20 protein-coding genes and 1 pseudogene are annotated in these 25,689 nt (G+C 73.9%); 4 read left to right on the top strand and 17 right to left on the bottom strand.

The annotated features are described in order from the left end of the window. Window positions 1–69: 69 nt before the first annotated feature. The 3 genes from J3P32_RS08775 to aat all read right to left on the bottom strand — a co-directional run bounded on the left by J3P32_RS08775 (window position 70) and on the right by aat (window position 1,819). Window positions 70–456, bottom strand: coding sequence for a ClpX C4-type zinc finger protein (locus J3P32_RS08775; RefSeq protein ID WP_210439411.1), 387 nt, complete (start codon window positions 454–456; stop codon window positions 70–72). A 111-nt stretch (window positions 457–567) separates the two neighbouring features. Further along, window positions 568–1,056 (bottom strand): hypothetical protein, encoded by a 489-nt coding sequence (locus J3P32_RS08770; RefSeq protein WP_210439410.1) that lies wholly within the window; start codon window positions 1,054–1,056, stop codon window positions 568–570. A gap of 76 nt (window positions 1,057–1,132) precedes the next feature. Continuing rightward, window positions 1,133–1,819, bottom strand: a complete 687-nt coding sequence (gene aat, locus J3P32_RS08765; protein ID WP_307861633.1) for a leucyl/phenylalanyl-tRNA--protein transferase — start codon at window positions 1,817–1,819, stop codon at window positions 1,133–1,135. 106 nt (window positions 1,820–1,925) lie between these two features. Here aat and J3P32_RS08760 point away from each other — a divergent pair, with 106 nt between their 5' ends. Further along, window positions 1,926–2,603, top strand: coding sequence for an EcsC family protein (locus J3P32_RS08760; RefSeq protein WP_210439408.1), 678 nt, complete (start codon window positions 1,926–1,928; stop codon window positions 2,601–2,603). Window positions 2,604–2,610: 7 nt separating this feature from the next. Here the strand turns inward: J3P32_RS08760 and J3P32_RS08755 are convergent, their stop codons facing one another. From J3P32_RS08755 to J3P32_RS08720, 8 genes are all read right to left on the bottom strand, one after another. Next, the gene (locus J3P32_RS08755; protein WP_210439407.1) at window positions 2,611–3,801 is read right to left on the bottom strand and encodes a hypothetical protein; all 1,191 of its coding nucleotides are present in this window, start codon (window positions 3,799–3,801) and stop codon (window positions 2,611–2,613) included. Further along, window positions 3,798–4,946 (bottom strand): hypothetical protein, encoded by a 1,149-nt coding sequence (locus J3P32_RS08750; RefSeq protein ID WP_210439406.1) that lies wholly within the window; start codon window positions 4,944–4,946, stop codon window positions 3,798–3,800. The genes J3P32_RS08755 and J3P32_RS08750 overlap by 4 nt, the downstream gene beginning before the upstream one ends. After that, window positions 4,943–6,028 (bottom strand): hypothetical protein, encoded by a 1,086-nt coding sequence (locus tag J3P32_RS08745; protein ID WP_210439405.1) that lies wholly within the window; start codon window positions 6,026–6,028, stop codon window positions 4,943–4,945. Before J3P32_RS08745 ends, J3P32_RS08750 begins: the two co-directional genes overlap by 4 nt. Window positions 6,029–6,108: 80 nt before the next feature. Further along, window positions 6,109–7,041, bottom strand: a complete 933-nt coding sequence (locus tag J3P32_RS08740; protein WP_210439404.1) for a hydroxymethylglutaryl-CoA lyase — start codon at window positions 7,039–7,041, stop codon at window positions 6,109–6,111. After that, window positions 7,034–8,983 (bottom strand): ATP-binding protein, encoded by a 1,950-nt coding sequence (locus J3P32_RS08735; protein WP_307861632.1) that lies wholly within the window; start codon window positions 8,981–8,983, stop codon window positions 7,034–7,036. Before J3P32_RS08735 ends, J3P32_RS08740 begins: the two co-directional genes overlap by 8 nt. A gap of 10 nt (window positions 8,984–8,993) precedes the next feature. After that, complete coding sequence (locus tag J3P32_RS08730; protein WP_455430090.1) at window positions 8,994–10,601, bottom strand: carboxyl transferase domain-containing protein; 1,608 nt, start codon at window positions 10,599–10,601, stop codon at window positions 8,994–8,996. Between the two features lie 9 nt (window positions 10,602–10,610). Further along, window positions 10,611–11,822, bottom strand: coding sequence for a sensor histidine kinase (locus J3P32_RS08725; RefSeq protein WP_210439403.1), 1,212 nt, complete (start codon window positions 11,820–11,822; stop codon window positions 10,611–10,613). Continuing rightward, window positions 11,819–12,514 carry a response regulator transcription factor gene (locus tag J3P32_RS08720; protein WP_246850003.1) on the bottom strand — a complete coding sequence of 232 codons (696 nt, stop codon included), beginning with the start codon at window positions 12,512–12,514 and terminating at the stop codon, window positions 11,819–11,821. The genes J3P32_RS08725 and J3P32_RS08720 overlap by 4 nt, the downstream gene beginning before the upstream one ends. Before the next feature lie 307 nt (window positions 12,515–12,821). Here J3P32_RS08720 and J3P32_RS08715 point away from each other — a divergent pair, with 307 nt between their 5' ends. Further along, on the top strand, window positions 12,822–13,373 hold the full coding sequence (locus J3P32_RS08715; protein WP_307807815.1) for an SACE_7040 family transcriptional regulator: 552 nt from the start codon (window positions 12,822–12,824) through the stop codon (window positions 13,371–13,373). Between the two features lie 48 nt (window positions 13,374–13,421). Continuing rightward, on the top strand, window positions 13,422–13,934 hold the full coding sequence (locus tag J3P32_RS08710; protein WP_210439401.1) for a ferritin: 513 nt from the start codon (window positions 13,422–13,424) through the stop codon (window positions 13,932–13,934). Window positions 13,935–13,942: 8 nt separating this feature from the next. On the opposite strand, the gene J3P32_RS08705 is transcribed toward J3P32_RS08710, so the two are convergent. Both J3P32_RS08705 and J3P32_RS08700 read right to left on the bottom strand, forming a co-directional pair. Beyond that, a complete protein-coding gene (locus J3P32_RS08705; RefSeq protein ID WP_210439400.1) occupies window positions 13,943–14,650 on the bottom strand; it encodes an SWIM zinc finger family protein in 708 nt (235 codons plus the stop codon). Window positions 14,651–14,882: 232 nt separating this feature from the next. After that, window positions 14,883–16,964, bottom strand: a pseudogene (locus tag J3P32_RS08700) (DEAD/DEAH box helicase); the annotation flags it as partial. A gap of 712 nt (window positions 16,965–17,676) precedes the next feature. Here J3P32_RS08700 and J3P32_RS08695 point away from each other — a divergent pair. Further along, complete coding sequence (locus tag J3P32_RS08695; RefSeq protein WP_307807814.1) at window positions 17,677–19,251, top strand: DHA2 family efflux MFS transporter permease subunit; 1,575 nt, start codon at window positions 17,677–17,679, stop codon at window positions 19,249–19,251. A 547-nt stretch (window positions 19,252–19,798) separates the two neighbouring features. Here J3P32_RS08695 and J3P32_RS08690 read toward each other — a convergent pair. The 4 genes from J3P32_RS08690 to J3P32_RS08675 all read right to left on the bottom strand — a co-directional run bounded on the left by J3P32_RS08690 (window position 19,799) and on the right by J3P32_RS08675 (window position 25,650). Next, window positions 19,799–21,934, bottom strand: a complete 2,136-nt coding sequence (locus J3P32_RS08690; protein WP_210439399.1) for a RecQ family ATP-dependent DNA helicase — start codon at window positions 21,932–21,934, stop codon at window positions 19,799–19,801. Between the two features lie 139 nt (window positions 21,935–22,073). Next, window positions 22,074–23,105 carry an Ig-like domain-containing protein gene (locus tag J3P32_RS08685; protein WP_210439398.1) on the bottom strand — a complete coding sequence of 344 codons (1,032 nt, stop codon included), beginning with the start codon at window positions 23,103–23,105 and terminating at the stop codon, window positions 22,074–22,076. A gap of 101 nt (window positions 23,106–23,206) precedes the next feature. After that, window positions 23,207–25,099 (bottom strand): hypothetical protein, encoded by a 1,893-nt coding sequence (locus J3P32_RS08680; protein ID WP_210439397.1) that lies wholly within the window; start codon window positions 25,097–25,099, stop codon window positions 23,207–23,209. An 11-nt stretch (window positions 25,100–25,110) separates the two neighbouring features. Continuing rightward, window positions 25,111–25,650, bottom strand: a complete 540-nt coding sequence (locus J3P32_RS08675; protein ID WP_210439396.1) for a GNAT family N-acetyltransferase — start codon at window positions 25,648–25,650, stop codon at window positions 25,111–25,113. Window positions 25,651–25,689: the final 39 nt, after the last annotated feature.

Raw genomic sequence — 25,689 nt, 5'->3', positions numbered from 1 at the left:
GACCCACCCCCGTGGAGATCCGGCCCGCACCCCGTGCGTCAAGACTAGCCTGACGGCAGGTCGATCGTCTCACGCGCTCGCCGTCCGGTCGCCCTTGCGGGCGAACCGCTCCCACGCCGCCTGGCGCGAGACGCCCAGGGCGCGGCCGATCTGCGCCCAGGAGACGTTGCGGCTGCGCAGCAGGTCGACCCACTCGCGGGCGAAGGCGGTGTTCTGCTCGGCGGAGGCCAGGATCATCGGGAGCGTCGCGACGAGCTCGGCCTCGTCCATCGTGTCCCACGGGGACGCGCCGCGGGCGGCCGCGAGCCGCTGCTCGTCGTGGAGGGTGGCGTGGAAGTCGTCGACGCACCGGGCGCACACCTGGGCGCCGAGCCCACCGATCAGGGGCAGGTCGGTGCCGGGACCACCGGGCTCACCGCAGAACGAGCAGATCTTGCCGGCGCGTGTGATCGCCATCGTGCACCCTCCTTCCGCCGCGGTTCCCATGATGCACCGTCACGCCTGATGGGCGGGTGTCGGTGCGCCGACGAGCCGGTGCACGGCGGGTGGCCGCGCACCGGCACGCGGTCACCCGGTGGTCCCGGGCGCCTCCAGCTCGGGCATCTCGATGTCGTCGAGCGGGTTGCCGCAGGTCTCGGTGAGGTAGTCGGCGAACGCCTCGGCCTGCTGCTGGACCTCCTCGGAGGCGTCGGCGCCGCCGCGGCCGAGCTCCTCGAGGCTCTCGGCGGAGAAGTCGGCCGCGTCGACGTCCTTGGCCTGGTCGACGACGGCCTCGAAGCCCTTGCGCGCGTCGTCGGGGATGCCCTCGGGCGTGCCGACCTCCTCCATCTCGTTGCCCCAGTCCTCGACCACCCGCGCCATCTCCCCGTCGCTGGGCGTCTCGGGCGCGCTCATGTCCTCGGGCGCGAGGTCAGCCCACAGGCTGTTGGCCGCCGCGCAGAAGCCCTTCTCGCTCGCGTCGGTCGGGGCGCCGCCGCCCCCGCCGCCACAGGCCGCGGTCACGGTGCCGACCAGCACCGCGGCGCCGGCCAGGGTGAGGCGGGTACGGATGTGCATGGGCTTCCCCCTCGTGTCGGCCACGACGTGCGGCGGGGTCGCCGCTCGTGGTGGGGTCAGCCTCCCGCGACGTCGGTCAACCGTCCAACCGGAAGGCCGCCGGCAGCGGCACCCGCAGGGCCCGTTCGAGCTGCTCGAGGTACTCGGCGCGCGGGCGGCGCACGACGCCGAGCGACGCCAGGTGGGGTGTCTGCCACTGCACGTCGAGCACCCGCTGGTCGGCCTGCTCGTCGCGGAGCAGGTCGACCAGCGCGACGAGGGCGACCTTCGAGGCGTCCCGCTCGCGGTGGAACATCGACTCCCCCGCGAACAGCCCGCCGATGCTCACCCCGTAGAGCCCGCCCACGAGCCGCCCGTCGCGCCAGGTCTCGACCGAGTGCGCCCACCCGAGCCGGTGCAGGCGACCGTAGGCGTGCTCGAAGTCCGAGGTGATCCAGCCGTCGGGACGGTCCGGGCTGCCGCACCGCGACACCACCTCGTCGAAGGCGGTGTCCACCCGGATCTCGAAGTCGCGCAGCGAGCGCCGCAGCGAGCGGGACACCCGCAGCCCGTCGAGCGGCAGCACCCCCCGCTCGACCGGGGAGAACCAGCCGAGGTGCTCCTCGCCGTCCAGCGTGACCGGCATCGGGAAGAGGCCGAGGGAGTACGCCGTCACCAGCGTGCCGGGCTCGAGGTCGGCACCGAGCGCGACGAGGTCGTCCTCGGGGTCCCACGTCGCGTGCTCCGGGAAGGCCCACGGCGTCGGAGCGGGGGCGGTCGGCACGCTTCGCACGCTACCGAACGCCCCGGCGGGCCGGCGCGCCCGTGGCACGAGCGCGGCGCTGCCGCCTCGCTGGGCGTGGCTACGCCACCGACCGTACGATCGCCGCATGGGCTTGAAGCACACCGTCGGGCGCCAGCTGGCGCCGAGGATCCAGCAGCTGGCTCCGGGGCTGACCAGCGGCTTCGTGCGCGAGGCGCTCAACCGCGCGATCGACGGCGTGGGGCCGCTCGCTCCCGCGGCGGTGGCCGCCGACAAGCAGCTCGCCGAGCAGCGGGGCGACGTCGACCGCGCGATCCACGAGGTCATCGAGAACAACGTGCGCATCGCCGGCGCCCAGGGTTTCGCCACGAACATCGGCGGCCTGGTGACGATGGCGGTCACCATCCCGGCGAACGTCACCGGCCTGGCCCTCATCCAGTGCCGGATGGTCGCCGGCATCGCGCACCTGCGCGGCCACGACCTCTCCGACCCGCGCGTGCGCAACGCGATCCTCGCCCTGCTGCTCGGCGAGGACCAGGTCACCGCCCTCGTGAAGAGGAAGAAGCTGGCCGGCACGCCGATGGCGCTGGCGACGGCTCCGGCGCACGACCCGACGATCGACGGCACGATCTCGGCCGTCGTCGCGACCGACATCATCGCCCGCGTCGCCGGCAAGCGGTTCGCGACGACGGTGGGTCGCCGGGTGCCGGTGATCGGCGGCGTCGTGGGCATGGGCGCCGACGGCTACGCCACCTGGAAGATCGGCCGCTACGCCGACCGCGAGCTCCTGCCGCGCAAGCGCTGAGCCGCCGCTAGCTCCGGCGCTTGATCCGCCGGTAGGCGTCGAGCGTGCCGCGCCCGGCCGGGCTGTCCTCCAGCGTGGTGACGATCTTGCGCTTGACCCGGTGGGTCGTCGTCATCAGCGCCCGGTCGCGCTCCTCGCGCGCCTCCCGCAGCTCCTCGTGCAGCCGCTCCTCGACGGCGCGCAGCCGCGCGCCCTCCACCAGCAGGGCGCTGATCGCGTCGAGCGCCGGGGGCAGCAGCTCGTCGGCCGGCACGGAGTCGGGGTCGGTGAACGTCCCCGGGTCGGGACCGAGCAGGTCGTCGAGCGAGCCGACGACGTCGTACCCCCGCCCGGCGAGGGCGTCGATCCAGCTGCGCGACAGCTCGCGCGCCCAGGCGTGGTCGTCGGGCGAGAGGCCCAGCCGTGCCGACGCGACGCTGCGCGACAGGGTCTGGTGCGCGAGCGTCTCGCGGACCAGCGGACGGTAGTCCGGCGGCGCGATGATCGAGGTGACCCGCTCGTTGATGGTGCGCAGCAGCGAGGTCTCCGGCACGCCGAGGGAGGGGTTCTCGCGCTCCGCGGTGAGGTCGAGCGGCAGGCCGTCGAGGCCGAAGGTCCGCGAGAACCGCCGCCACAGCTCGCCGCGATCGGAGCCGGGCGGCGGCAGCGTCACGAGGTGCACCTGCTCGGGCGGCAGGGACGCGCCCCACCGCTCGAGGATGTCGGGGACCTCCTGGACCGCCCAGAACCACGACCCGATCCGCGAGTCGCGCCCGGGGTCGCGGATGGTGCGGAGGAACGCCGCGTAGGTGATGTGGCTGCGGTGCTTGACGTTCTCCTGCCACTCCGCCGGGACCTGCCGCACGAGGTCGCGCGCCGACAGCACGAGGTGGACCTCGGCGTCACCGAGCGACGCGAGCGCGCGCTCGACCTGCGTCGGCGTCGCGCGGGCGAAGATCTCGTGGCTGACGATCGAGGTGCCGGGCCACTCCCGGACCTGCTCGGCGAGGTGGTCCCAGGCACCGACCGCCTCGGTCTCGATGCCGCCCCACGGGAGCGTCATCAGGTCGAGCGCGGCCAGGAAGTGCGCGTCGAACCGCTCGGCGGGGTAGAGGATGTCGTGCTCGCGGAGCGTCGCCTGGTTGCGGAAGAGGACGTCCTGGAGGTACGACGTGCCGGTCTTCGGGCAGCCCACGTGCAGCAGCACCCGCCTGCTCACCGCTCCACCTCCCTCGTCGTCGCCCGCGTCCGTCGCCACGCCGGGTCCACGATCATCCTGATCGCCAGCTCCAGCACCTGCTCGTCGTCGGCGCCGGTCGCTGCGGAGGGCGCGGAGCGGGGGGCGAGGTCGGCGAGGTCGCCGACGACAGGGTAGCCAGCGCGGGTCAGCTCGCGGGTCATGCGTGCCGCGGACGACGCGACCCACGCACGCTCCCGGGCGGGTACGCCGACCGGCGCGACGCCGGTGTCGGGGATCCGTCGCTGGAGCGTCCGCATCAGAGCGGGACGCTCGGACGCTGGCACGCGCAGGCCGACGACGGCGGCGATCCGGCGCGCCAGCTCGGCCTGGTCGGCCCCCGGCTCCCGGACCTCCGGCAGGTGCCGCACGCCGAGGTGCCGCGGCAGCAGGTCGAGGTCGGTGACGACCCGGACGAACGGGCGGCGACCGTTCCAGCGGCGTACGGAGTCGCCGAGGTCGACGCGGGCGGGCAGCTGGTCGCGCTGGCGCCAGAAGCGCAGCCAGTCCTCCCAGGGCCTGCTGCCGTGCTCGAAGCAGCGCTGGGTCCAGGTGTGCGCGAGCAGGACGTCCAGCGGCGCGCCGACGGCGACGACGAACGGCCGCGGCCCGCCCTCGGGGCGACCGCGCCCGAGCAGGTGCTCGCGTGCCGCGGTGGTCACGACGGGGTCGCCGACGAGGCGGAAGCGGCGACGCCACGGCTTCGCCCAGGTCCGGCGCACCGGGTCGGGGCCCAGCTCGACGAGGTCGTCGGCCAGCACGGCGCTCGCCACCCGCAGGAGCTCGTGGGCGCTCACGCCCGCCGGGTCGACCGGCCGCGGGCCGAAGGAGGAGGCGGGCAGCCCGAGGAGGGGGAGGTCGGCCTTGCCGCGGCCGGCGGCCGACGTCGTCAGGACGCGGTCCGCGAGCCGCGCGTGGTCGCGCCTGCGGGCCCCGCTCCGGCCCGCGCCCGACGCGACGGCGAGGTTCAGCCGGCGCAGCAGCTCGAGCTGCTGGGCGCCCGGCAGCGCGCGGGCCGACGCGGCGGACCCGCCGTCGTCGGCCCACGCCAGCCACGGCGTCGTACCTCCGTCGCGGAGGTGGGCGACCCAGCCGTGCGCGCGAGCCGTCGAGCCGGCGGCGGTCACCGGACCCGCAGCCGGCGCGCGGTGTCGCGGAGGCGGGCGCCCACGGTGTCGCTCGTGGTGCGGTTCGCGGCCTCCTGGGTCATGACCGTGAGGGCGTCGAGCGCGGCGCCGAGCTCGAGCTTGGCGCGCACGTGGTCGGGGTCCTTCCAGGGGTCCCCCTCCGCCGGCCGGCGCGGTCGCAGGTCCTCGACGTCGCCGACGACGTCCACCCCGCTCCCCTTGATCCAGTCGATCCAGAGGCCGGCCTGGTGCTCGGCGAAGTCGTAGCGGTCGGGAGGCAGACGGACGGGAACGGCGTCGCGGGACACGAGCACCTCCTGGGCGAGGATCTCGCGGATCAGGTTGTCGTACGCCGGGTCGCGCCACACGCCGAGCTCGAGGCGCCGGTTGAGCTTGCGCAGCAGCGAGGTCTCCGCGATGCCGAGCGAGCGGTTGTCGCGCTCGGAGTCGAGCGGCGCCCAGGCGGGGTCGATGCGGAAGGCGCGGCAGAAGCGCAGCCAGAGCTCGTCGCCGTTGGGCCCGCGGTCGTGCGGCACGGTCACGACGTGCACGCGCTCGGGGGGCAGCTTGGCGCCCCAGCGCGACAGGACCGTCGGCAGGTCCATCGCGTTGAAGAACCAGGTCTGTCCGCGCTCGACCTTGGTCAGGAAGCGGCGGAAGGGCCACTTGCGGCCCTGCTTGATCGACTCCTGCCACGCCGCCGGCAGCTGCCGGCCGAGGTCGCGCGCGGAGTAGACGACGTGCACCTCCGCGCCGGCGAGGTCGTTCATTGCCTTGGCCACCTTGTCGGGCTTGGCCCCGGCGAGGATCTCGTGGCTGATCACCACGTTGCCGTCGGCACGCCCCACCTTGCGGACCATCGCGTCCCAGGCGCCCTTGGCGTGGCCGGGCGCGCCGCCCCAGTCCTGGTCCAGGAGGTCGAGCGCCGCGCGGAAGTGGAACACGTCGGTGCGGCCGGTGCGCGTGCCCGGGACGGCGACGCCGTGCCGGCCGAGGGAGGCCGCGTTGAGCATCAGCCGGTCCTGGAGGTACGTCGTGCCGGTCTTGGGGGCCCCGATGTGGAGGTGGACGACGCGGCTCATGGCGCTGATTGTGCCCGAGCGGGGTAGTCCACCGGGAAATGGCTGCCAGGTGTCCCCCGGAACGACCGCATGCCGGTGGACTACCCCGCCGAGGCGAGCGCGCGTACGACGGCGCTCGGGCTCGGCCGGCCCAGCTCGCGCGCCATCCAGGCGCTCGTGGCGACGGCGGCGGCCAGGTCCACGCCGTGGTCGATGCCGAGGCCGTCGAGCATCCACACCAGGTCCTCGGTGGCGAGGTTGCCGGTGGCCGACTTCGCGTACGGGCACCCGCCGAGCCCGCCCGCGCTCGCGTCGAACGTCGTGATGCCGGCCTCGAGCGCGGCGTAGGTGTTGGCCAGCGCCTGCCCGTAGGTGTCGTGGAAGTGCATCGCCAGGCGGTCGGCATCGACGCCCGCGTCGGCGAAGGCCGCCACCAGCGCCTTGACGTGCCCGGCGGTCGCGACGCCGATGGTGTCGCCGAGGCTGAGCCGGCTCGCGCCGAGGTCGAGCAGCCGCGTGCCGGCCGTGACGACCTGCTCGAGCGGCACCGCCCCCTCCCACGGGTCGCCGAAGCACATCGAGAGGTACGCCCGGACGTCCATCCCGGCGGCGCGGGCGCGGTCGACGGTGGGCTCGAACATCGCGAACTGCTCGTCGAAGGTGCGGTTGAGGTTCTTGGTCGCGAAAGTCTCGGTCGCGCTGCCGAAGATCGCCACGTGCTGCAGGCCGAGCTCGAGGGCGCGGTCGAGGCCACGCTCGTTGGGCACCAGCACCGGCAGGCGCCGGCCCTCCTCGCCCAGCGCAGCCATCAGCTCGGCGGCGTCGGCGAGCTGGGGGACCCACCGGGGGTGCACGAAGCTGGTGGCCTCCACGACCGGGAGGCCCGCCGCCAGCAGCCGGCGTACGAACTCGGCCTTGACCTCGACGGGCACGACCGCCTGCTCGTTCTGGAGGCCGTCGCGGGGGCCGACCTCGTAGATCGTGACCCGCTCGGGGAGGCCGTCGGCGCGGACGGTCATCGGCAGGTCAGTCATCGGAGGCCTCCACGGTGAACAGCACGGCACCGAGCCTGACCAGGTCGCCCGGCGCCGCACCGACAGCGGTCACCGTGCCGGCGAAGGGCGCCTTGAGCGCGAGCTCCATCTTCATCGCCTCCATCACCCCCAGCGTCTCACCCTCGGCCACCGGCTGACCCGCGGAGACGTTGACGGCGAGGACGGTGCCGGGCATGGGTGCGAGCAGGGTGCCGTCGCCGCCGGCGGCGGCGTGGTCGCCGAACGGGTCGGGGCGCTCCCACACCCAGCGCTGCCCGCGGTGGACGACGTCGACGGCGTCGCGCTGCACGTTCAGCACGGCGTGCTCGGCGACACCGTCGACGAGCAGGTGCACGGTGTGGTCGGCTGCCGACACCATCCGGACCTCGTGGCTGCGCCCGTCGAGGCGCACGCGTCCGCGGTGGCGGTCGACCACGACGACGTCGTCGCCCAGCACGACCGTGTCCGGCGCCGGGTCCGCACCCATCCGCCATCCGTCGGCCTGCCACGGCCCGGCCGCGCCGGAGGTGTCCAGGAGGACCTGCGTCCAGGCGCCGATCACGCGCGCGAGACGCCCGTCGGGAGCCGGCACCTCGTGGCGGTCCAGCCAGGCGGTGTCGATCGTCGCCTCGCGGAACTCCGGCGACGCGACCAGCGCGCGCAGGAAGCCGGTGTTGGTGGTGATGCCGAGGATCGCGGTCCGACCGAGGGCGTCGGCGAGGTCGTCGATGGCCTCCTCGCGCGTCGGCGCCCACGAGATCACCTTGCCGAGCATCGGGTCGTAGGAGGTGCTGACCTCCTGGTCGGGCCCGAGCGCGTGGTCGACCCGCACGCGGTCGCCGTCGCCCCACCTCACGATCGACGTGCGCCCGGCCTGCGGCAGGAAGCCGGAGAAGGAGTCCTCGGCGTACACGCGCGCCTCGACCGCGTGGCCCTCGAGCGAGACCGCGTCCTGGTCGAACGGCAGCGGCTCGCCGGCCGCGACGAGCAGCTGGAGCTCGACGAGGTCGACGCGCCCGTCGTCGCCCCACCCGTCGACGCGGACGACCTCCTCGGTGACCGGGTGCTCGACCTGGAGGCGGGTGTTCATCTCGAGGAAGTAGAACTCGCCGGTGGCGGCGTCCAGGAGGAACTCGACGGTGCCGGCGCCGGTGTAGCCGCACTGCTGGGCCAGCGCGACCGCCGCCGAGGTGATCGCCGCCCGCTGCTCGTCGCTGATCGTGGGCGCGGGCGCCTCCTCGAGCACTTTCTGGTGGCGGCGCTGCGTCGAGCAGTCGCGCTCGAAGAAGTGCAGGACGGTGCCGTGGGCGTCGCCCATGACCTGCACCTCGATGTGGCGACCGGACTCGACGTACTTCTCCACCAGCATCGTGTCGTCGCCGAAGGAGGACCGGGCCTCGCGCCGCGCCGCGGCCAGGGCCTCGTCGTACTCCTCGACCGAGCGCACCACCCGCATGCCCTTGCCGCCACCGCCGGCGGCGGCCTTGACCAGCACCGGGTAGGCGAACCGCGCCGGGTCGGTGGCGTCCGGGCCGTCCAGCACGTACGACGGCACGACCGGCACCCCGGCCGCCACGGCGACCTCGCGGGCGGCGTCCTTGCGCCCCATGGCGTCCATCACCTCGGCCGACGGCCCGACCAGGGTGATGCCGGCGTCCGCCAGCGCGCGGGCGAAGGGCGCCCGCTCGGAGAGGAAGCCGTAGCCGGGATGCACCGCCCAGCACCCGTGCGCCCGAGCGCGGGCGACGACCGCCTCGACGTCGAGGTACGACGGCACGTGGGCGGCCTCGTCGCACGCGCGGACGTGGGGGGCGTCGGCGTCGAGGTCGGTGTAGAGGGCGACCGTCGGCAGGCCGAGCCGCCGGCAGGTCCGCGCGACGCGGATCGCGATCTCGCCGCGGTTGGCGATCAGCACGCGCATGGTCGGGTCGAAGGTGGTCACGGGGGCGCCATCACATCCTGAAGATGCCGTAGGACGGCTCGGGGATCGGGGTGTACGACGTCGCGGCCAGCGCCATGCCGAGCACGCGGCGGGTGTCGGCGGGGTCGATGATCCCGTCGTCCCACAGCCGGGCGCTTGCGTAGTAGGGCGAGCCCTGGGTCTCGTACTGCTCGCGGATCGGGGCCTTGAACGCCTCCACCGCCGCCTCGTCCTGGAGGTCGGTCCGCACGGTCGCCAGCACGGACGCCGCCTGCTCGCCGCCCATGACCGAAATCCGCGCGTTGGGCCACATCCACAGGAAGCGCGGGTCGTAGGCCCGCCCGCACATGCCGTAGTTGCCCGCGCCGAAGGAGCCGCCGATGACGACGGTGAACTTGGGCACCACGCTGCACGCGACGGCGGTGACGAGCTTCGCGCCGTCGCGGGCGATGCCCTTGTTCTCGTACTCGCGCCCGACCATGAAGCCGGTGATGTTCTGCAGGAAGACCAGCGGGATGCCGCGCTGGTTGCACAGCTCGATGAAGTGCGCGCCCTTGAGCGCCGACTCGCTGAAGAGGATGCCGTTGTTGGCGACGATGCCGACCTCGTGGCCGAAGATCCGGGCGAAGCCGCACACCAGCGTGTCGCCGTAGAGCCTCTTGAACTCGTGGAACCGGCTGCCGTCGACCACCCGCCTGATGACCTCGCGCACGTCGTAGGGCGTGCGGGTGTCGGTCGGCACGACGTCGTAGAGCGACTCCGGCGGCTCGTGCGGCTCCTCGACGTCCGCGCCGGGCGTGCGCACCGCGGTGCGGGCCGGGAGCGTGTCGACGATCGAGCGGACGATGGCGAGGGCGTGGGCGTCGTCCTCGGCGAGGTGGTCGACCACGCCGGAGGTCCGCGCGTGCACGTCGCCGCCGCCGAGGTCCTCGGCCGTCACGACCTCGCCCGTCGCGGCCTTCACCAGCGGGGGCCCGCCGAGGAAGATCGTGCCCTGGTTGCGCACGATCACCGTCTCGTCCGACATCGCCGGCACGTAGGCGCCGCCGGCGGTGCAGGAGCCCATCACGCTCGCGATCTGCGGGATCCCCCGCGCCGACATGGTCGCCTGGTTGAAGAAGATCCGGCCGAAGTGCTCGCGGTCGGGGAACACCTCGTCCTGCATCGGCAGGAACGCGCCACCGGAGTCGACGAGGTAGATGCAGGGCAGGTGGTTCTCCGCGGCGATCGCCTGCGCGCGGAGGTGCTTCTTGACCGTCATCGGGTAGTACGTGCCGCCCTTGACGGTGGCGTCGTTGGCGACGATCACGCACTCGCGCCCCGACACACGGCCGATGCCGGCGACGACACCTGCGGAGGGGACCGCGTGGTCGTCGCCCGAGCCCGAGCCGTACATGCCGTACGCCGCGAGCGGCGCGACCTCGAGGAACGGGCTGCCGGTGTCGAGCAGCCGGTCCACGCGGTCGCGCACGAGCAGCTTGCCGCGGTCGGTGTGCTTGCGGCGCGCGCTCTCCGACCCGCCCTGGCGGACCCGGGCCAGCCGGGCGCGCAGGTCGTCGACGAGCTCGCGCATGGTCGGCGCGGGACCCGCGGTGGGACCCGCGGTGGGACCGGCGGGAGGGCTCAGGGGCTCGGGCACCGGCTCAGGTTAGCGATCGTTAACCTCCGGTGTCCATCGGCCGGGCGGGGGCGGCGGGAACTCCCCGCGCAGCACCGTGCCGTGGCCCGGCTCGGTCTCGAGGGTGAGCGTGCCCCCCGCGGCCGCGACCCGCGCCTCCATGCCGAGCAGGCCGCCCTCGCCGATCTGCGCGCGGTCGAAGCCGCGTCCGTCGTCGGAGACGCTGAAGGTCAGGTGCGGCCGCCCGCGCAGGGTCACCAGCACCTCGCTGGCGCCGGCGTGCTTGGCGGCGTTGGTGAGCGCCTCGAGGATGCAGAAGTACGCCGCCGCCTCGACCTGCCGGCTCGGCCGCTCGAAGTCGGCGACGTCGAGCGTGACCGGCACCGCGGAGCGGCGGGCGGTGGACTGCAGCGCCGCGACGAGCCCGCGCTCGGTGAGGAGCGGCGGGTAGATGCCGCGGGCGAGCTCGCGCAGCTCCTGCACCACCTGCCGCGTGTCGGCGGCCAGCTGGTCGAGCAGCGCCGCGGCGCCCTCGTGCCGGCCGGCGAGCAGCTCCTTGCGCGCCCGCTCGGTCGTCACGCTCATCGTCAGCAGGTGCTGCTGGGCGCCGTCGTGGAGGTCGCGCTCGAGGCTGCGGCGTGCGGCGTCGGCGACCTCCACGATCCGGGTGCGGGACTCGGCGAGCTGGTCGGTCTGGTCGCGCAGCCGCGTGTAGGCGTCGCGGACCAGGAACACCACGACGGCCACGCCGGCCGGCAGGGAGGCCGCGACCACGACGGCGTTCACCCACCACTGCTCGTGGACCGCCTCGACACGACGCCACTCGCCGAGGGCGGCGACCGAGGCGCTGCCCACGACCGCCACGACCATGAGGGCGCCGATCCAGGGCCGGCTGAGGTACGGGAAGCCGACCAGCAGCGGCACCGTCGTCACCAGAACGGTGAGCGGGGTGAGGACGGGCGTCGCCCACGTGGCCCCGACGGCGAAGAACAGCGAGGCCAGGGTGAGGCCGACGACCGCCGCGACGGCGCCGTGACGGCGGCACAGGGGTGGGGTCGCAAGCAGGATCGCGAGGGCGGCCACCATCACCGCGAGGTCGATCTCCACGGCGGTGTGCTCGAACCCCAGGACGTAGGCCGCGCCGAGCGCCGCCGTGGACACCGTGAGCACCAGCAGGTTGATGTGCAGCAGCCTGCACAGGGCGGGGTCCAGGCTCGACCAACCCGCCAGCAGGCCCCTCATCGGCGCGGCGACACCCCGCCGCCGACGCCTGCCTCGCTGAGGAAGACCAAGGTGGCGGCGACCCTGCGGTGCACCGGTGCGTCCGACGGCAGGTCGAGCTTGGTCAGGATGGAGCCGATGTGCTTCTCCACGGCTCGGTCGGTGATCACGAGCGCGTCGGCGATCGTGGCGTTGGTCATCCCCCGCGCCACCATGCCCAGCACCTCGAGCTCGCGCGCCGTCAGGCGGTCGAGGAGCGAGTCGTGACGCCTGGTGCCGGTGGCCATCAGCGCGTCGACCACGATCTGGTCGATCACCGAGCCACCCGCCGCGACGGAACGCAGCGCCGCCACGAGCTCGTCGACGTCGGCGACGCGCTCCTTGAGGAGGTAGCCGCGACCGTCGCTGCCGTCGCGCACCAGGTCGAGGGCGTACTCCACGTCGGAGTACTGCGTGAGCGCGACCACTCCGATGCCCGGGTGCGTACGCCGCAGCTCGCCCGCCGCGCGGATGCCCTCGTCGGTGAAGTCGGGCGGCATGCGGATGTCGGTGAGCACGACGTCGGGCCGGTGCTCGTCCACCGCCGCGACCAGCTCCGGCAGGCTCGTCGCGGTCGCGACCACGTCGATGTCGTCGTAGGCCTCGAGCAGCGCGAGCACGCCGGCGCGGAGGAGGTCACCGTCCTCGGCCAGGACGACGCGGATCTGCGACATGCGCGCACTGTAGCCACGCGCGCGCCCCTGCGTCGCTAGAGCAGGCACGACCGCGGCCGCGAGGACCGAAGGTGGTGCTGGCACCACTGCGCCTGTCCGAGGCCTCACCCAGAATCCTGAGCGGGGAAGGTGCGCTGACTCGTGGAGGGATCAGTGGGCCGCCGCGGGGGTGCGGCCCACTGGGTGCACCGCAACAGGGGAGGTACGTGTGATTCCGCTCGCCGTCAGGCAGGATCCGGAGCGTGGCATGGCGCTCCCGGCCCCGCGCACGCCACGGGACGGGTTAGCAGGCACTAACCTCGAGCTCGTGACGCCCCGCCGCCAGCAGATCCTCGACATCGCGGCGGACCTCTTCGCCGCCCGCGGGTTCCACGGCGTGTCGGTCGCCGAGCTCGGCTCGGCGTGCGGCATCTCCGGGCCGGCGCTCTACAAGCACTTCGAGTCCAAGGACGCGATGCTCGCCGAGATGCTGGTGACCATCAGCGAGACGCTCCTGGCCGAGGGCCGCTCGCGCGTCGCGAGCGCCGCGAGCCCCCGTGAGGCGCTCGAGGCGCTCGTGGAGTGGCACATCGAGTTCGCCCTCGACCACCGCGCGCTCATCGTCGTCCAGGACCGCGACTGGAGCAACCTGCCCGACCAGGCCCGTGAGCGCGTCCGCGCCCTCCAGCGTGCGTACGTCGACGTCTGGGCCACCCAGGTGCGGCGCCACGACCCCGCGCTCAGCCCGGAGGCCTCCCGCACCCGGGCGCACGTGCTCTTCGGGCTGCTCAACTCCACGCCGCACAGCGGCCGGCTCCCCGACCCGCAGATGCACGACGTGCTGCGGGAGATGGCGCACGGCGCCCTCGGTCTCGCCTGAGCGCTGCGCCCGGCGGCCGCCGCGACCGGCACCGGCTAGGGTGCGGCCATGAAGCTCAGCGCCACCCTCGAGACGGCCTTCAACGCGCAGATCACGCTCGAGTTCCAGGCGTCGCTGGTCTACCGCCAGCTCGCGATCGAGCTTGAGCTGATGGACCTCTCCGGCATCGCCACGTGGTTCCGCCACCAGGCCGACGAGGAGCTGCTGCACGCCCACCGGTTCATCGACCACGTCGCCGACCGCGACAACCACCCGCGCATCGGCGCCGTCGAGGCGCCGCAGGTCCCGGTCGCGTCGGTGCTCGACGCCTTCGAGGCGGCCCTGGCGCACGAGGAGAAGGTCTCGGAGTCCATCCGCGGGCTCTACCGCCTCGCCGAGGCCGAGGGCGACCTCGACTCCCGCCCGCTGCTCAACTGGTTCCTCGAGGAGCAGATCGAGGAGGAGGCGACGGTCAAGGAGATCGTCGGCCGGGTGCGGATGATCAACGAAGACGGTCCCGGCCTGCTGCGCCTGGACGAGGAGCTGGGCGCGCGCCCGGCCCCCGCCCCCGAGGCGCGCTGAGCGCCGGCTCACCAGGCGTCGAACGGGCGCTCCTGGCCGAGCAGCCGCGCCGCACGGACGGCCGCGTCCTCGGCCACCACCAGGTCGTCGAGGACCTCGTCGTCGAGGGCCGGCTGGTCCCCGGGCGACCCCGGGTCGGGGGCGCGCGGCGACGTCAGCGCGTGCAGGTCGCGGAGCACCCGGTCGCGCGACAGCCCGCGCAGGTGGGTGAGCACGAAGGGGTCGGCCTGGATCAGCCACGCCAGCTGCGTCAGCACGGCCAGCGCGTGCGAGCACGGGTCGAGCCACGCGTCGCAGGTGCACGCCGACCCCAGCTCGCCGCCGTAGGGCAGCAGCTCGACGCCGGCCTCCTCCACCGCCTCGACGAGCGAGTGCGGCAGCTGCCCCGCGAGCAGCGCGCCGATGCGGCCGGACTCGGCGGCGACGAGCTCCACGAACGCCGCGGCGTCCCCGTCGTCGAGCACCGGGACGGTGACCTCGACGGTCCAGGCGTCCTGCCCGTCGGTGACCGCCGCGAGGGCGCCGCCCTCGGACACGGTGATCGAGCCGACCGCGCCCGCGCGGGCGAGCGTACGACCGCGGCGGAGGTCGGCGACGCTGAAGGCGGCCTCCTCCACCGCCCGCAGCACCGCCTTGCTCCACCACGTGCCGGCGCCGCCACCGCGGCGGGCGGGCAGCCGCGGGTGGGTGGTGACCGGCCTCGGCGACGCGCTCACCGTCGCAGCTCCACGAGGTCGCGCAGCTCGTCGTCCGACAGCTCGGTGAACGCCGCCTCGCCCGTGGACAGCACGCGTCGGCGAGCGAGCGCTTGCGGGTGAGCAGCTCGGCGATGCGCTCCTCGATCGTGCCCTGGGTGACGAAGCGGTGCACCTGCACCGGCCGGGTCTGGCCGATGCGGTAGGCGCGGTCGGTGGCCTGGTCCTCGACGGCGGGGTTCCACCAGCGGTCGAAGTGGATGACGTGGTCGGCCCGCGTGAGGTTCAGCCCCGTGCCGCCGGCCTTGAGCGAGAGCAGGAACACCGGGACGTCGCCCGCCTGGAAGCGGGCCACCATCGCGTCGCGCTGGCGCACCGGCGTCCCGCCGTGGAGCAGCTGGTGCGGCACGCCGGCCGCGGCGAGGTGCCGGACGAGCAGGTCGGCCATCGCGACGTACTGGGTGAAGACGAGGACCGCGCCGTCCTCGGCCATGACGGTGCCGACCAGCTCGTCGAGCAGCTCGAGCTTCTCCGAGCGTCCGCGCAGCTTCGGCGCCGGCTGGCGCAGGAAGTGCGCGGGGTGGTTGCAGATCTGCTTGAGCCCGGTCAGCAGCTTGAGCACCAGGCCGCGGCGGGTCTCCTCGTCGGCCTCCTCGATGCGGCGCATCGAGTCCCGCACGAGCGTCTCGTAGAGGACCGCCTGCTCGCGGGTCAGGCCGAGGACGTGGTCGGTCTCGGTCTTGGGCGGCAGCTCCGGCGCGACGCCGGGGTCGGACTTGCGCCGTCGCAGCAGGAAGGGGCCGATGAGGTCGGCGAACTGGCGCGCCTTCGTCGGCTCGAGCCCCGACTCGATCGGCCCGGCCCACACCTTGCGGAAGGCGTTGCGGCTGCCGAGCAGGCCGGGGATCGCCCAGTCGAGGATCGACCAGAGCTCGGTGAGGTCGTTCTCGACGGGCGTGCCGGTGAGCGCAACGCGCGCCGTGCCGGGGATCGTGCGCAGCGCCCGGGCCGCGGCCGACCGCGAGTTCTTGATGTGCTGCGCCTCGTCGGCGACGACGAGCTCCCACGGCACCTCGGCCAGCAGCGCCGCGTCGTTGCGCATCGTGCCGTAGGTGGTGAGCACGAACCCGCCGCTCACGCCGTCGAGGTCCCGGGCGCTCCCGTGGTGGCGGCGTACGCCGACCCCCGGTGCGAACCGGCGGATCTCCGCCTCCCAGTTGCCGAGCAGCGACGCGGGGCAGACCACCAGCGTGGGCCCGCCGGCCCCGGCTGCCGCGCGATGGAGGTGCAGCGCGATCACCGTGATGGTCTTGCCGAGGCCCATGTCGTCGGCGAGGCAACCGCCCAGCCCGAGCGAGGTGAGCTCGGCGAGCCAGGAGAGCCCCCGGCGCTGGTAGTCGCGCAGGTCGGCCTGCAGGGCCGCCGGCACCTCGACGAGCGCTCCCGAGCCGGCGTCGCGGACGCGGTCGCGCACCTTCAGCAGGCTGGCGCCGACGACGGCCTCGTAGGGCGCGTCCTCGACGTCCACCACGCCGGTGAGGGTCGCGGCGAGGGCCTGCACCGGCGTGACCGTGCGGATCAACCGCTTGCGGGCACGCTTGATCACCGCCGAGTCGACGGCGACCCAGTTGTCGCGGAGCTTGATGATCGGGCTGGTCGTGCGGGCCAGCTCGTCCATCTCCTCCTGGGTGAGCTCCTCGCCGTGCAGCGAGAGCTGCCACTCGAACCCGAAGAGCGCCTGCGGCCCGAACAGCCCGTCCTGCAGCATCTCCTCCCGGGGCGACGACGCCGTCCACCGACCCAGCTCGACGCGGTGGGTGACCTCGCGGTCGAGGTACTTCGGCCACATCACCGGGTGCCCCGCCTCGGTGAGCGCGGCGGCGCCGCCGTCGAGGAGCGAGAGGATCTCGTCGCTGTCGAGGGTGATCTCGTCGGGCACGCGCAGGTCGAGCAGCCGGTCGAGGACCGGCCAGGCGTCGGCCGCCGAGCGCAGCGCGATCGCGGCGTGGGTGCGCGCGCGGTCACCGAAGCCGTGCGCGGCGTCGGGCCCGGAGTCGGCCCACAGCTCGGACGCGTCGGCGACGTGGGCGGCGTTGTCGACCGCGTGCACCTGCAGCACCAGGCGCACCGCGCCGGCGACGAGCTCCTCCTCGTCGGCCTCGATCCGGAACGAGATCGACACCAGGTGCGGCCGGTCGTCGCGGCCGCGGGCCCGGATCCGGGCGATGCGCTGGCGGAGCTCGTCGCTGAAGTCGTCGGGGCTGCGCGGCTCGGGGGCCCCGCCCACCGGAGCCGGCGCGCGGTGCCGCGACCGCCCGGGGGAGGTGCGCGGCATGGTGTCGACCACGGCGTCGAGCAGCCCGCGCACCATGCCCTCGGCGGTCGCCTCGTCGAAGCCGTCCCATGCCCGGGCGCGCGCCAGCTCGGCGATGCGGCGCTCGTCGTCGGCGTCGAGCCCCGCGACCTGCCAGTGCCGCCCCTCGGCGTCGGGCGCGAACCGACCGGAGGCGACGAGCTGCAGCCCCATCAGCGCGGCGCCCGCCAGCATGGCGACCGACGGGTGCACGTCGGGGCGGTCGCGCACCTTGCCCAGGACCGGGAGCGCCCCCCGGATCGGCATGACGATCGTGCGGCGGTCGTCGGTGAACTCCACGGAGCCGTCGCGGGGCGGCTGGCCCACCAGCAGCCGGGCAGGACCGGTGACCGGGACGACGCTCATGCAGGCACCTCTCGGCAGGACGGGCAACAGGGACGCTAACGCCTCGCACCGACACGGAGTTCCGAGAGCTCCGGGCGAGCGTCCTCGGCGCGGGCGGCCCGGCGCCACGAGCGCCTGGCCTCGAACCCTCCGGCGCGGGGACCGGCGCCGCCGCGCCGGTCCAGGAAGCGACGCGCGACGACGTACCGGCTGCGTCTCGTCGACGCTGCCCGAGGCTGGGCCGGGCCTGGGCGGGTCCTGGGCGGGTCCTCGCGCACGGCCTCGACGTGACCCAGCACACCGCAAAAACAATTGGGTCGTTGTCGGACGCAACCAATAGCCTTTCCGGGTGACTGACACCCAGATCCAGCCCGGTGAGATCCAGCCGGAGCCTTCCGACAAGCTCGACAGGGGCGTCCTCATGGTCGCCGGCGTGGTCGTCCTCGGCGCCATCATGTCGATCCTCGACATCACCGTCGTCAGCGTCGCGCTCAACACCTTCCAGGAGGAGTTCGACGCCACCGCCGCAGAGGTCGCGTGGACGATGACCGGCTACACCCTGGCCCTGGCCAGCGTGATCCCGCTGACCGGCTGGGCCGCCGACCGCTTCGGCACCAAGCGCCTCTACCTGCTGGCCGTCGCGCTGTTCACCGCCGGCTCCGTGCTGTGCGCCGCGGCGACCTCGCTGGAGCTGCTGGTCCTGTTCCGCGTCCTCCAGGGCCTCGGCGGCGGCATGCTCATGCCGCTCGGCATGACGATCCTCACCCGCGCCGCCGGTCCGGAGCGGGTCGGTCGCGTGATGGCCGTGCTCGGCATCCCGATGCTCCTCGGCCCGATCTTCGGCCCGATCATCGGCGGCGCGCTCATCGAGAGCGCCTCGTGGCACTGGATCTTCCTGATCAACCTGCCCATCGGCATCGCCGCGATCGCCTATGCCTGGGTCGTCCTGCCCAAGGACGAGGTCGAGCCGTCGGAGACCTTCGACTGGCTGGGCATGATCCTGCTCTCCCCGGGCCTGGCGGCGTTCCTCTACGGCGTCAGCTCCATCCCCGAGGAGGGCACCGCGATGGCCGCCCGCGTCCTCGTCCCGATGGTCCTCGGCCTCGCGCTCATCGCCGCGTTCGTCCCGTGGGCGCTCAACCGCAAGAACATCCACCCGCTCGTCGAGCTGCGCCTGTTCTCCAACAAGAACCTCACCGTCGCGGTCATCGCGATGACGCTGTTCGCCATCGCGTTCTTCGGCGCGTCGCTGCTGTTCCCGCTCTACTTCATCCAGGTCCGCGGCGAGGGCACCCTGTTCACCGGCTGGCTGCTGGCCCCGCAGGGCGTCGGCGCGATGATCACCATGCCGATCGCCGGCATCCTCGCCGACAAGATCGGCCCCGGGAAGATCGTGCTCGTCGGCATCACCGTGATCACCGTCGGCATGGCGATGTTCACCCAGATCGGCGCGGACACGTCGTACTGGTACATCCTCGGCGCGCTCTTCATCATGGGCCTCGGCATGGGCGGCACGATGATGCCGATCATGACCGCCGCGCTCGCGACGCTGACCGCGCACAACGTGGCCCGCGGCTCGACGCTGCTCAACATCACCCAGCAGGTGGCGGCCTCGATCGGCACCGCGCTCTTCTCGGTGATCCTCACCAACGAGCTGAAGGACTCGAAGTTCGCGGCCGCCGGTGCCGCGCTGGCCGAGGCCGGCGACGACCAGTCGCAGGTCGCCGCGGTCATCGAGCGCTTCGGCATCTCCCCCGACCAGCTCGGCAACCTCGAGCAGCTGGTCACCAGCGACATGGCCGACGCCTTCGCGACGGTCTTCATCGTGGCGACGGTGCTCGTGGCCTGCTGCCTGATCCCGGCGGCGTTCCTGCCCCGCAAGAAGGTCGCCCCGGTCGACCCGACCGCCATGATGGGCCACTGAAGCCCGACGTCGTACGACGACTCCCGGCCCGCCCTCCTCTCGAGGGCGGGCCGCTGTCGTTCCGGAGGGTCTGTTGCCGCGCGCGGGCGTCCGCGTCGCGCGGGCGCCTGCGTGGGCGGGCGCCTGCGTCATACGGGCGCCTGCGTCATACGAACCCGCGCCTATGGGTGCGGGTTCGTATGACGCTGCGGTCCGCCGCAGCCCTGCGTCATACGAAGCGGACGCTATGGGTGCCGGTTCGTATGACGCTGGCGTCCGCGGCCGGCGCGGGCGGCACCCCCAGGCCCTGCGTCATACGAAGCGGACGCTATAGGTGCCGGCTCGTATGACGCTCGAGCTGCGGCGGGGCCTGCGTCATACGTTCCGGCGCCTATAGGTGCGGGTTCGCATGACGCTCGAGCTGCGGCGGGGCCTGCGTCATACGTACCGGCGCCTATAGGTGCGGGTTCGTATGACGCAGCGGCGCCCCGCCGGAAGCGGCCCGCGGGAAGCGGCGCGGCGGCCCGCCGAGCGGGCGCGGCGGGCAGGCGGACGGAGGAGAGCCGGGTCAGCCCTGGGTCGCGAGGGCGAGGGGCAGCACGGCGCTCGCGCCGGCGGCGCGGATCGCGGTGGCGGCGACGGTGAGGGTCCAGCCGGTGGCCACCTGGTCGTCGACGAGGAGGACGGTCGCGCCGGGCGGGATGTCGGCGTCGAGGCCACCGCGGCGACGTACGGCGGCCACGCGCTGCGCGGAGTTGGACTGTCCGGCGCGCGGCGGCACGCAGCCGTCGCGGATCGACCACGTGCCCACGACGGGAACCTGCATCACGCGGGCGAGGCCGTCGGCGAGGTCGCGGGTCAGGGTGGGTCGGGTGGCCGACTCGACGACGACGATGGCGTCGGGGCGCGACGTCCACTCCGACGACCAGTCCTTCATCACGTCCATCACGGCCCGGGCCAGGCTCGGCGGAACCGGTCCGTCGGGCGTGTCCTCGCGGAAGAGGGCGCGCAGCGCCTGGCCGTGCCCGAGGTCGGTGAGGCGGGCGATGGTTCGGCCCGGCTCGGCTCCCTCGGCGATCTTGCCCTTGAGGTCGAGGCCGAGGTTCGCGAGGGCGGTCGGCCACATGCGGCGCGGCTCCAGGACGACGCCCGGGCGCGACAGGCGCTCGCCGGCCTCGGCGACGGCCGCCTCGCTCACGGAGGTCGAGAGGGTCAGGCCGCCGCAGTTGTCGCAGCGACCGCAGTCGGCGGCGTCGGGGTCGTCGAGCTGCTCACGCAGGTAGCGCATCCGGCACTCGGTGGTGCGCAGGTAGCCGAGCATCGCCTGCTGCTCGCGCTCGCGCGCCTCGGCCACCCGCGCGTAGCGCTCGGCGTCGTAGCTCCACGGCCGACCCGTGGCGACCCAGCCCCCCTGCACCCGCTGGACCGCTCCGTCGACGTCGAGCACCTTGAGCATCGACTCCAAGCGGTTGCGACCGAGCTCGACGCGCGTCTCGAGCGTCGCGGTGGACAGGGGCCGGTCGGAGCCGGCGAGCGCGGCCAGCGTCTCGCGGACCTGTTCCTCCCGCGGGAAGCCGAGCGAGGCGAAGTAGGCCCAGATGTCGCGGTCCTCGACCTGGGGCAGCAGCACGACGGTCGCGTCGTCGGTGCCGCGGCCCGCACGGCCGACCTGCTGGTAGTAGGCGACCGGCGAGGACGGCGCACCGAGGTTGATGACGAAGCCGAGGCTGGCGTCGAACCCCATGCCCAGGGCGCTGGTCGCGACGAGCGCCTTCACCCGGCCCTCGACGAGCGCCTGCTCGAGCGCGTGCCGCTCGTCGGCCTCGGTCTGCCCGGAGTAGGCCGCGACCTCGAGGCCGCGGTCGCGGAGGTATCCGGCGACCTCCTGCGTGGCGGCGACGGTCAGGCAGTAGACGATCCCGGATCCCGGCTGCTCGGCGAGGTGGTCGGCCAGCCAGGCGAGCCGCTGCTCGGCGGTCGTGAGCTGCACGACGCCGAGGCGCAGCGACTCGCGGTCGAGGGTGCCGCGCTGGACGAGGACGGCGGAGTCGGCGGACCCGTCGGCGTGGACGCCCAGCTGCTCGGCGACGTCGTCGGTCACCCGGGCGTTGGCGGTGGCGGTGGTGGCGAGCACCGGGATGCCGGACGGGAGCTCGGCGAGGAGGGTGCGGAGCCTGCGGTAGTCGGGGCGGAAGTCGTGGCCCCAGTCGGAGATGCAGTGCGCCTCGTCGACGACCAGCAGGCCGCAGGTGGCCGCGAGGCGCGGCAGCACCTCGTCGCGGAAGCCGGGGTTGTTGAGCCGCTCCGGGCTCACCAGCAGGACGTCGACCTCGCCGGCGTGGATCTGGTCGTGGATCGGCTGCCACTGGTCGATGTTGGTGGAGTTGATCGTCACCGCCCGGATGCCGGCGCGCTCCGCGGCGGCGATCTGGTTGCGCATCAGCGCGAGCAGCGGGCTCACGATCACCGTCGGCCCGGCACCGGCCTCGCGCAGGAGCTTGGTGGCCACGAAGTAGACCGCCGACTTGCCCCAGCCGGTGCGCTGCACGACCAGCGCACGCCGTCGGTCGACGGCGAGCGCCTCGATCGCGGCCCACTGGTCCTCGCGCAGCCGGGCGTCGTCGCGGCCCACGAGGGCGCGCAGGTGCCGCTCGGCGGCCTCCCGCGCGGTGAGGCGTACGTCGTCGCTGGCGGTCGTGGTCATGCGTCCTGTCTACCAACCGCCACCGACGCCGGCGACGGCGCGGCCCCGGAGCGCTGCGCGGGTCAGCGGCGGCTGCGCGAGCAGGCAGGGTGCCGCACCCGCCCGGGTGTGGGGAGCCCGGGCGGGTGCGGCGGCGGGGTCAGCGCAGCCGGACGGTGCGCTTCGCGGAGGACGACGGGGACGTCGTGCCCGATCCGCGGTAGGAGGCGACGAGGGTGTGGGTCCCCTTGCGCATCCGGGGAAGGGTGATAGTCAACCGGCCCTTGTGGGACGCCTTCAGCACGGCCTTGGCGATCGTCTTGCCGTTGTCCTTGACGACGACCGCGCCCGTGGGCGTGGCCGCCGAGGACACCACCACGGTGACCTTGCCCTTGCGGGCGGCGGACGGCTTCCAGGTCGCCTTGGTCGTCGACGCGGCCTTCCCGGCCCCGGGCTGGGGCGACGGGTTCGGCGTGGGCGACGGGTTCGGCGACGGGTTCGGCGACGGGTTCGGGGTGGTGCCCGCGCCGCTGGCGAAGAGCCCGACGAACGGGGTGACGTAGTGCTTGTCACCGCCGTGCCCGGTGACCGTGTAGGCGATCTGCAGGTGGTCGCCGGACTGGGCGATCGGGCAGGGCGCGTCGCCGTCGAGCCTCGACTGGCACTGCGGCTGCTGGGTCGCGGGGCCCTTCAGCTCCCGGGTGGCGCGGACCGGCACCTGGAACTCGAGGATGTCGCCCTGACGCAGCGTGAACGGCGTGAAGTCGGCGTTGCCGATGAGGATGCCGCCGTTGGCGCCCCAGTCGAACGCCAGGCCGCCGGTGCCGAGCTGCTGCTGCTGGCCGGCGGGGGTGAGGTCCCAGCGGACGTCCTGGTCGACGTACTCCACCCCTCGTGGGACGAGGATCTCCGGCAGGACGCCGACCTTGCCGCTGCAGGGCAGGCCGACGAGGCCGACGTAGCCGCGCAGCCAGAACGTCTCCCCGACCTTCGGGACGTTGCCCGTGGGCGAGGACCAGCCGACGTTCGCGCTGACGCCCGTCGCCGGGCTGCTGGTGATGCAGTCGATGATCTGGTCCTCGTCGTGGAACCCGTCGTTCCACGCGGTGGCGGCCGCGCTCGGGGAGAGCGGCGCGAGGAGGCCCGCGGCGACGGTGGTCATCGCTGTGAGGGCCAGGTGGAGCTTCTTCATGGCAGTGCCTTTCGTGGTGGTGCTGGGATGGGTGTGCTGATGTGTGCGGGTGCTGCGGAGCAGTGCTGCGAGCGGTGTCGCCGCTCGCCCGGGACGGGTGGTCATCCGGTGGCGACCCCCAGTCCCTCGATGCGGACCGGGCGGCCCTGCGTCGCGATGACGACGCGGAGGCGGCCGGTGTACGGCGTGGCGAACCTCGTGACGGGCACGACCTGCCGGGTCGTGGACCGCGTGGCCGCCAGCCGGACGGTGCCGACCAGGCGCGAGCCGGCGTAGACCTTCACCGTGCCGTGGCGCCGGCCCTTGCCGACGACGAGGGCGACCTCACGCGCTCCCTGCACCCTGCGGGTCAGGGCCGCGCCGCGCCGGCTCGACTCGAGGTGGCTGCCGCCGTACGCCTTCGCGCTGCGCTCGAGCCTCCAGCCGCGTCCGGGCCGGAGCTCGGCCGCCGTGGCCGGCACGGTCCAGGTGCGGACCGCGGGCGTGGGGTCGACGTTGCCCGCGGCGTCCACCGCTGCGACGGCCAGGGCGTGCGTGCCGCTGCGGAGGCCGTTCAGCGCGAGCGCGCTGCCGCAGGTCACCGGTGCGCCGTCGAGGGTGCACCGGAAGCCGGCGCCCGCCTCGCTCGTGAACCCGAAGGTGGCCGACGGCGCCGCCACGAAGCCCGCGGGTCCGCTGATCACCGTGGTCTCCGGCGGCGTGGTGTCGCCGGGGAGCTGGACCGGGGCGGGGTCCTGGGTCGGGTCCTGACCGGGGTCCTGGCCCGGGTCCGGGGCGGGGCTGGTGCGCACCGTCCAGCGGTGGACCTTGGCGGGGGACTCCACGTTGCCGACGTCGTCGATCCCGCGGACCGACAGGCTGTGCTCGCCGTCCGCGAGCCCGGTGAAGCGCATCCCGGAGGCGCACTCCGCCCAGGCACCGGGGCCGGTGGGCCGGTCCAGGCGGCACTCGTAGCGCACCGCGTCGGCGCTGGTCAGGGTGACCTCGGCCGTATTGCCCGCCGTGACGGCCCTGATGGTCGTCGTCGGGCCGACCGTGTCGCTCACCCACCGCCACTCGGCCGGGACCGAGTCCAGCCAGGTGCCGCTGCGGGCCTGGACGAGGAGTCGGTGGGCACCGTCGGCCAGGGCGGGCGTCTCGTACGTCGCGGCGGTGCCGGTCCCGCAGGCGGCCCAGTCGCCGCCGTCGAGCGAGCACCAGAAGCCCTTGCCGGCGCCGGTCCTGAGGTCGAAGCTCGGCGTCGGGTCGTTGGTGCGCGACGGGGACCCGGAGGCGATGCGGGTGTCGACGGCGACGACGCCGACCGTCTCGAGACCTTCGTTGCCGGACGGGTCCGTGGCGCGGACCTGGAAGCTGTGTGCCCCCTCCGGGACCTGCACCGGGTGTCCGTTGGCGCAGCGGAACCACTCGACCACGCCGACGACGCGGCAGGAGGTGACGCCGTCGCTGGCGCTGAAGAGGAAGGAGAACGTGCGGTCCTGGCCGGCCACGGGACCGGCGATGGGACCGGAGACCTCGGGCGCCACGACGTCGAGGAACTCCGCGACGGGGTACTTCTCGTCGCTGCTGAACGCTCCCGAGTGCACGGCGCACTCCTGGAAGCCGTTGCGCTCGCGCGTCTGGTCGCAGCCGGTCCAGCGGCGGAACACCCACTGGTCGGCGGGCTGGAACGCAGGCGTCGCGCGGAGCCAGACCCAGGCCTCGAAGGCCTCGGAGTTGCGCATCCGCGGGCACCAGGCGGTGACGCGCTGGTCCTGGTTGTCGTGGCGCTGGCAGGTCAGCTGCGCGCCGTCCTCGATGGACCCCTCGACGACGGTGACGGAGCCGGCGCCGCGGATGCCGACGGTGACGCCGACCTGTCCCGCGCTCGCGGGGGCGGACGTCGTGGCGAGGAGGCCGGTGGTCGCGGCCAGGGCGGCGAGACCGGCGAGGAGCGCCCGCAGCAGCGAGCGGCGGCGCGGGTGCTGGGTCGGGTGCTGGGTGTGGGTGGGCATGTCGGTCCTCCTCAGGTCTCTTGGGTCGGCAGGTCGGGCAGGTCCAGCCACTCGTCCCAGGTGAGGTCGCGGCCGACGTAGCGGGGCCGCTCGAGCGGCCAGTCGGCGGCGATCCAGGCCGGGACGAGGGCGTCCAGGGCGGCCTCCGTGGCGCTGCCGACGAGCTCGTCGACGACCCACCACGAGATCTCGGCGTCCGCGCCGACCTTCTCGGGCGGGTCGATGTAGACGCAGCCGAGCAGGCGGGTCTCGGCAGCGTCGAAGAGGGCGTAGTTGAACGACTCGTGCGCCTCGATCTCCGCCTCGTGGCGGGCGAGGTCGTCGAGGTCCTGCTCGCGCGTCATCGCCACGGGCGGCCAGCCCCAGGCACGGCCGTAGATCGCCCACAGGCGCTCGCGCGACCCGTGGACGGCCGGCAGGTCGAGGTCGACGTCGGTGGCCCGGATGGGCCGCAGGTGGTGGTCGGCGCCGACCGGGACGTGGACCGGGTGGGTCCAGTCGGTGGGCAGCCAGCGGGCGTCTGCCGCGGGCGTGCTCGTCGATGAGCTCATGGCGTCGGTTCTCCGGTGGTTCGGTGTCCCGACGTACCT

Source organism: Nocardioides xinjiangensis (assembly GCF_017916385.1).
Taxonomy (GTDB): Bacteria; Actinomycetota; Actinomycetes; order Propionibacteriales; family Nocardioidaceae; genus Nocardioides; species Nocardioides xinjiangensis.
Note: the sequence above shows the minus strand (reverse complement) of the source record. Positions and strands in the feature narration are given on the sequence as shown.

Coding starts and splice junctions, on each gene's coding strand:
- J3P32_RS08685 (WP_210439398.1), bottom strand. CDS start 23,105: ATGAAGAAGCTCCACCTGGCCCTCACAGCGATGACCACCGTCGCCGCG.
- J3P32_RS08760 (WP_210439408.1), top strand. CDS start 1,926: ATGGGCTTGAAGCACACCGTCGGGCGCCAGCTGGCGCCGAGGATCCAG.
- J3P32_RS08725 (WP_210439403.1), bottom strand. CDS start 11,822: ATGAGGGGCCTGCTGGCGGGTTGGTCGAGCCTGGACCCCGCCCTGTGC.
- J3P32_RS08675 (WP_210439396.1), bottom strand. CDS start 25,650: ATGAGCTCATCGACGAGCACGCCCGCGGCAGACGCCCGCTGGCTGCCC.
- J3P32_RS08775 (WP_210439411.1), bottom strand. CDS start 456: ATGGCGATCACACGCGCCGGCAAGATCTGCTCGTTCTGCGGTGAGCCC.
- J3P32_RS08770 (WP_210439410.1), bottom strand. CDS start 1,056: ATGCACATCCGTACCCGCCTCACCCTGGCCGGCGCCGCGGTGCTGGTC.
- J3P32_RS08720 (WP_246850003.1), bottom strand. CDS start 12,514: ATGTCGCAGATCCGCGTCGTCCTGGCCGAGGACGGTGACCTCCTCCGC.
- J3P32_RS08690 (WP_210439399.1), bottom strand. CDS start 21,934: ATGACCACGACCGCCAGCGACGACGTACGCCTCACCGCGCGGGAGGCC.
- J3P32_RS08740 (WP_210439404.1), bottom strand. CDS start 7,041: ATGACTGACCTGCCGATGACCGTCCGCGCCGACGGCCTCCCCGAGCGG.
- J3P32_RS08745 (WP_210439405.1), bottom strand. CDS start 6,028: ATGAGCCGCGTCGTCCACCTCCACATCGGGGCCCCCAAGACCGGCACG.
- J3P32_RS08710 (WP_210439401.1), top strand. CDS start 13,422: ATGAAGCTCAGCGCCACCCTCGAGACGGCCTTCAACGCGCAGATCACG.
- J3P32_RS08680 (WP_210439397.1), bottom strand. CDS start 25,099: ATGCCCACCCACACCCAGCACCCGACCCAGCACCCGCGCCGCCGCTCG.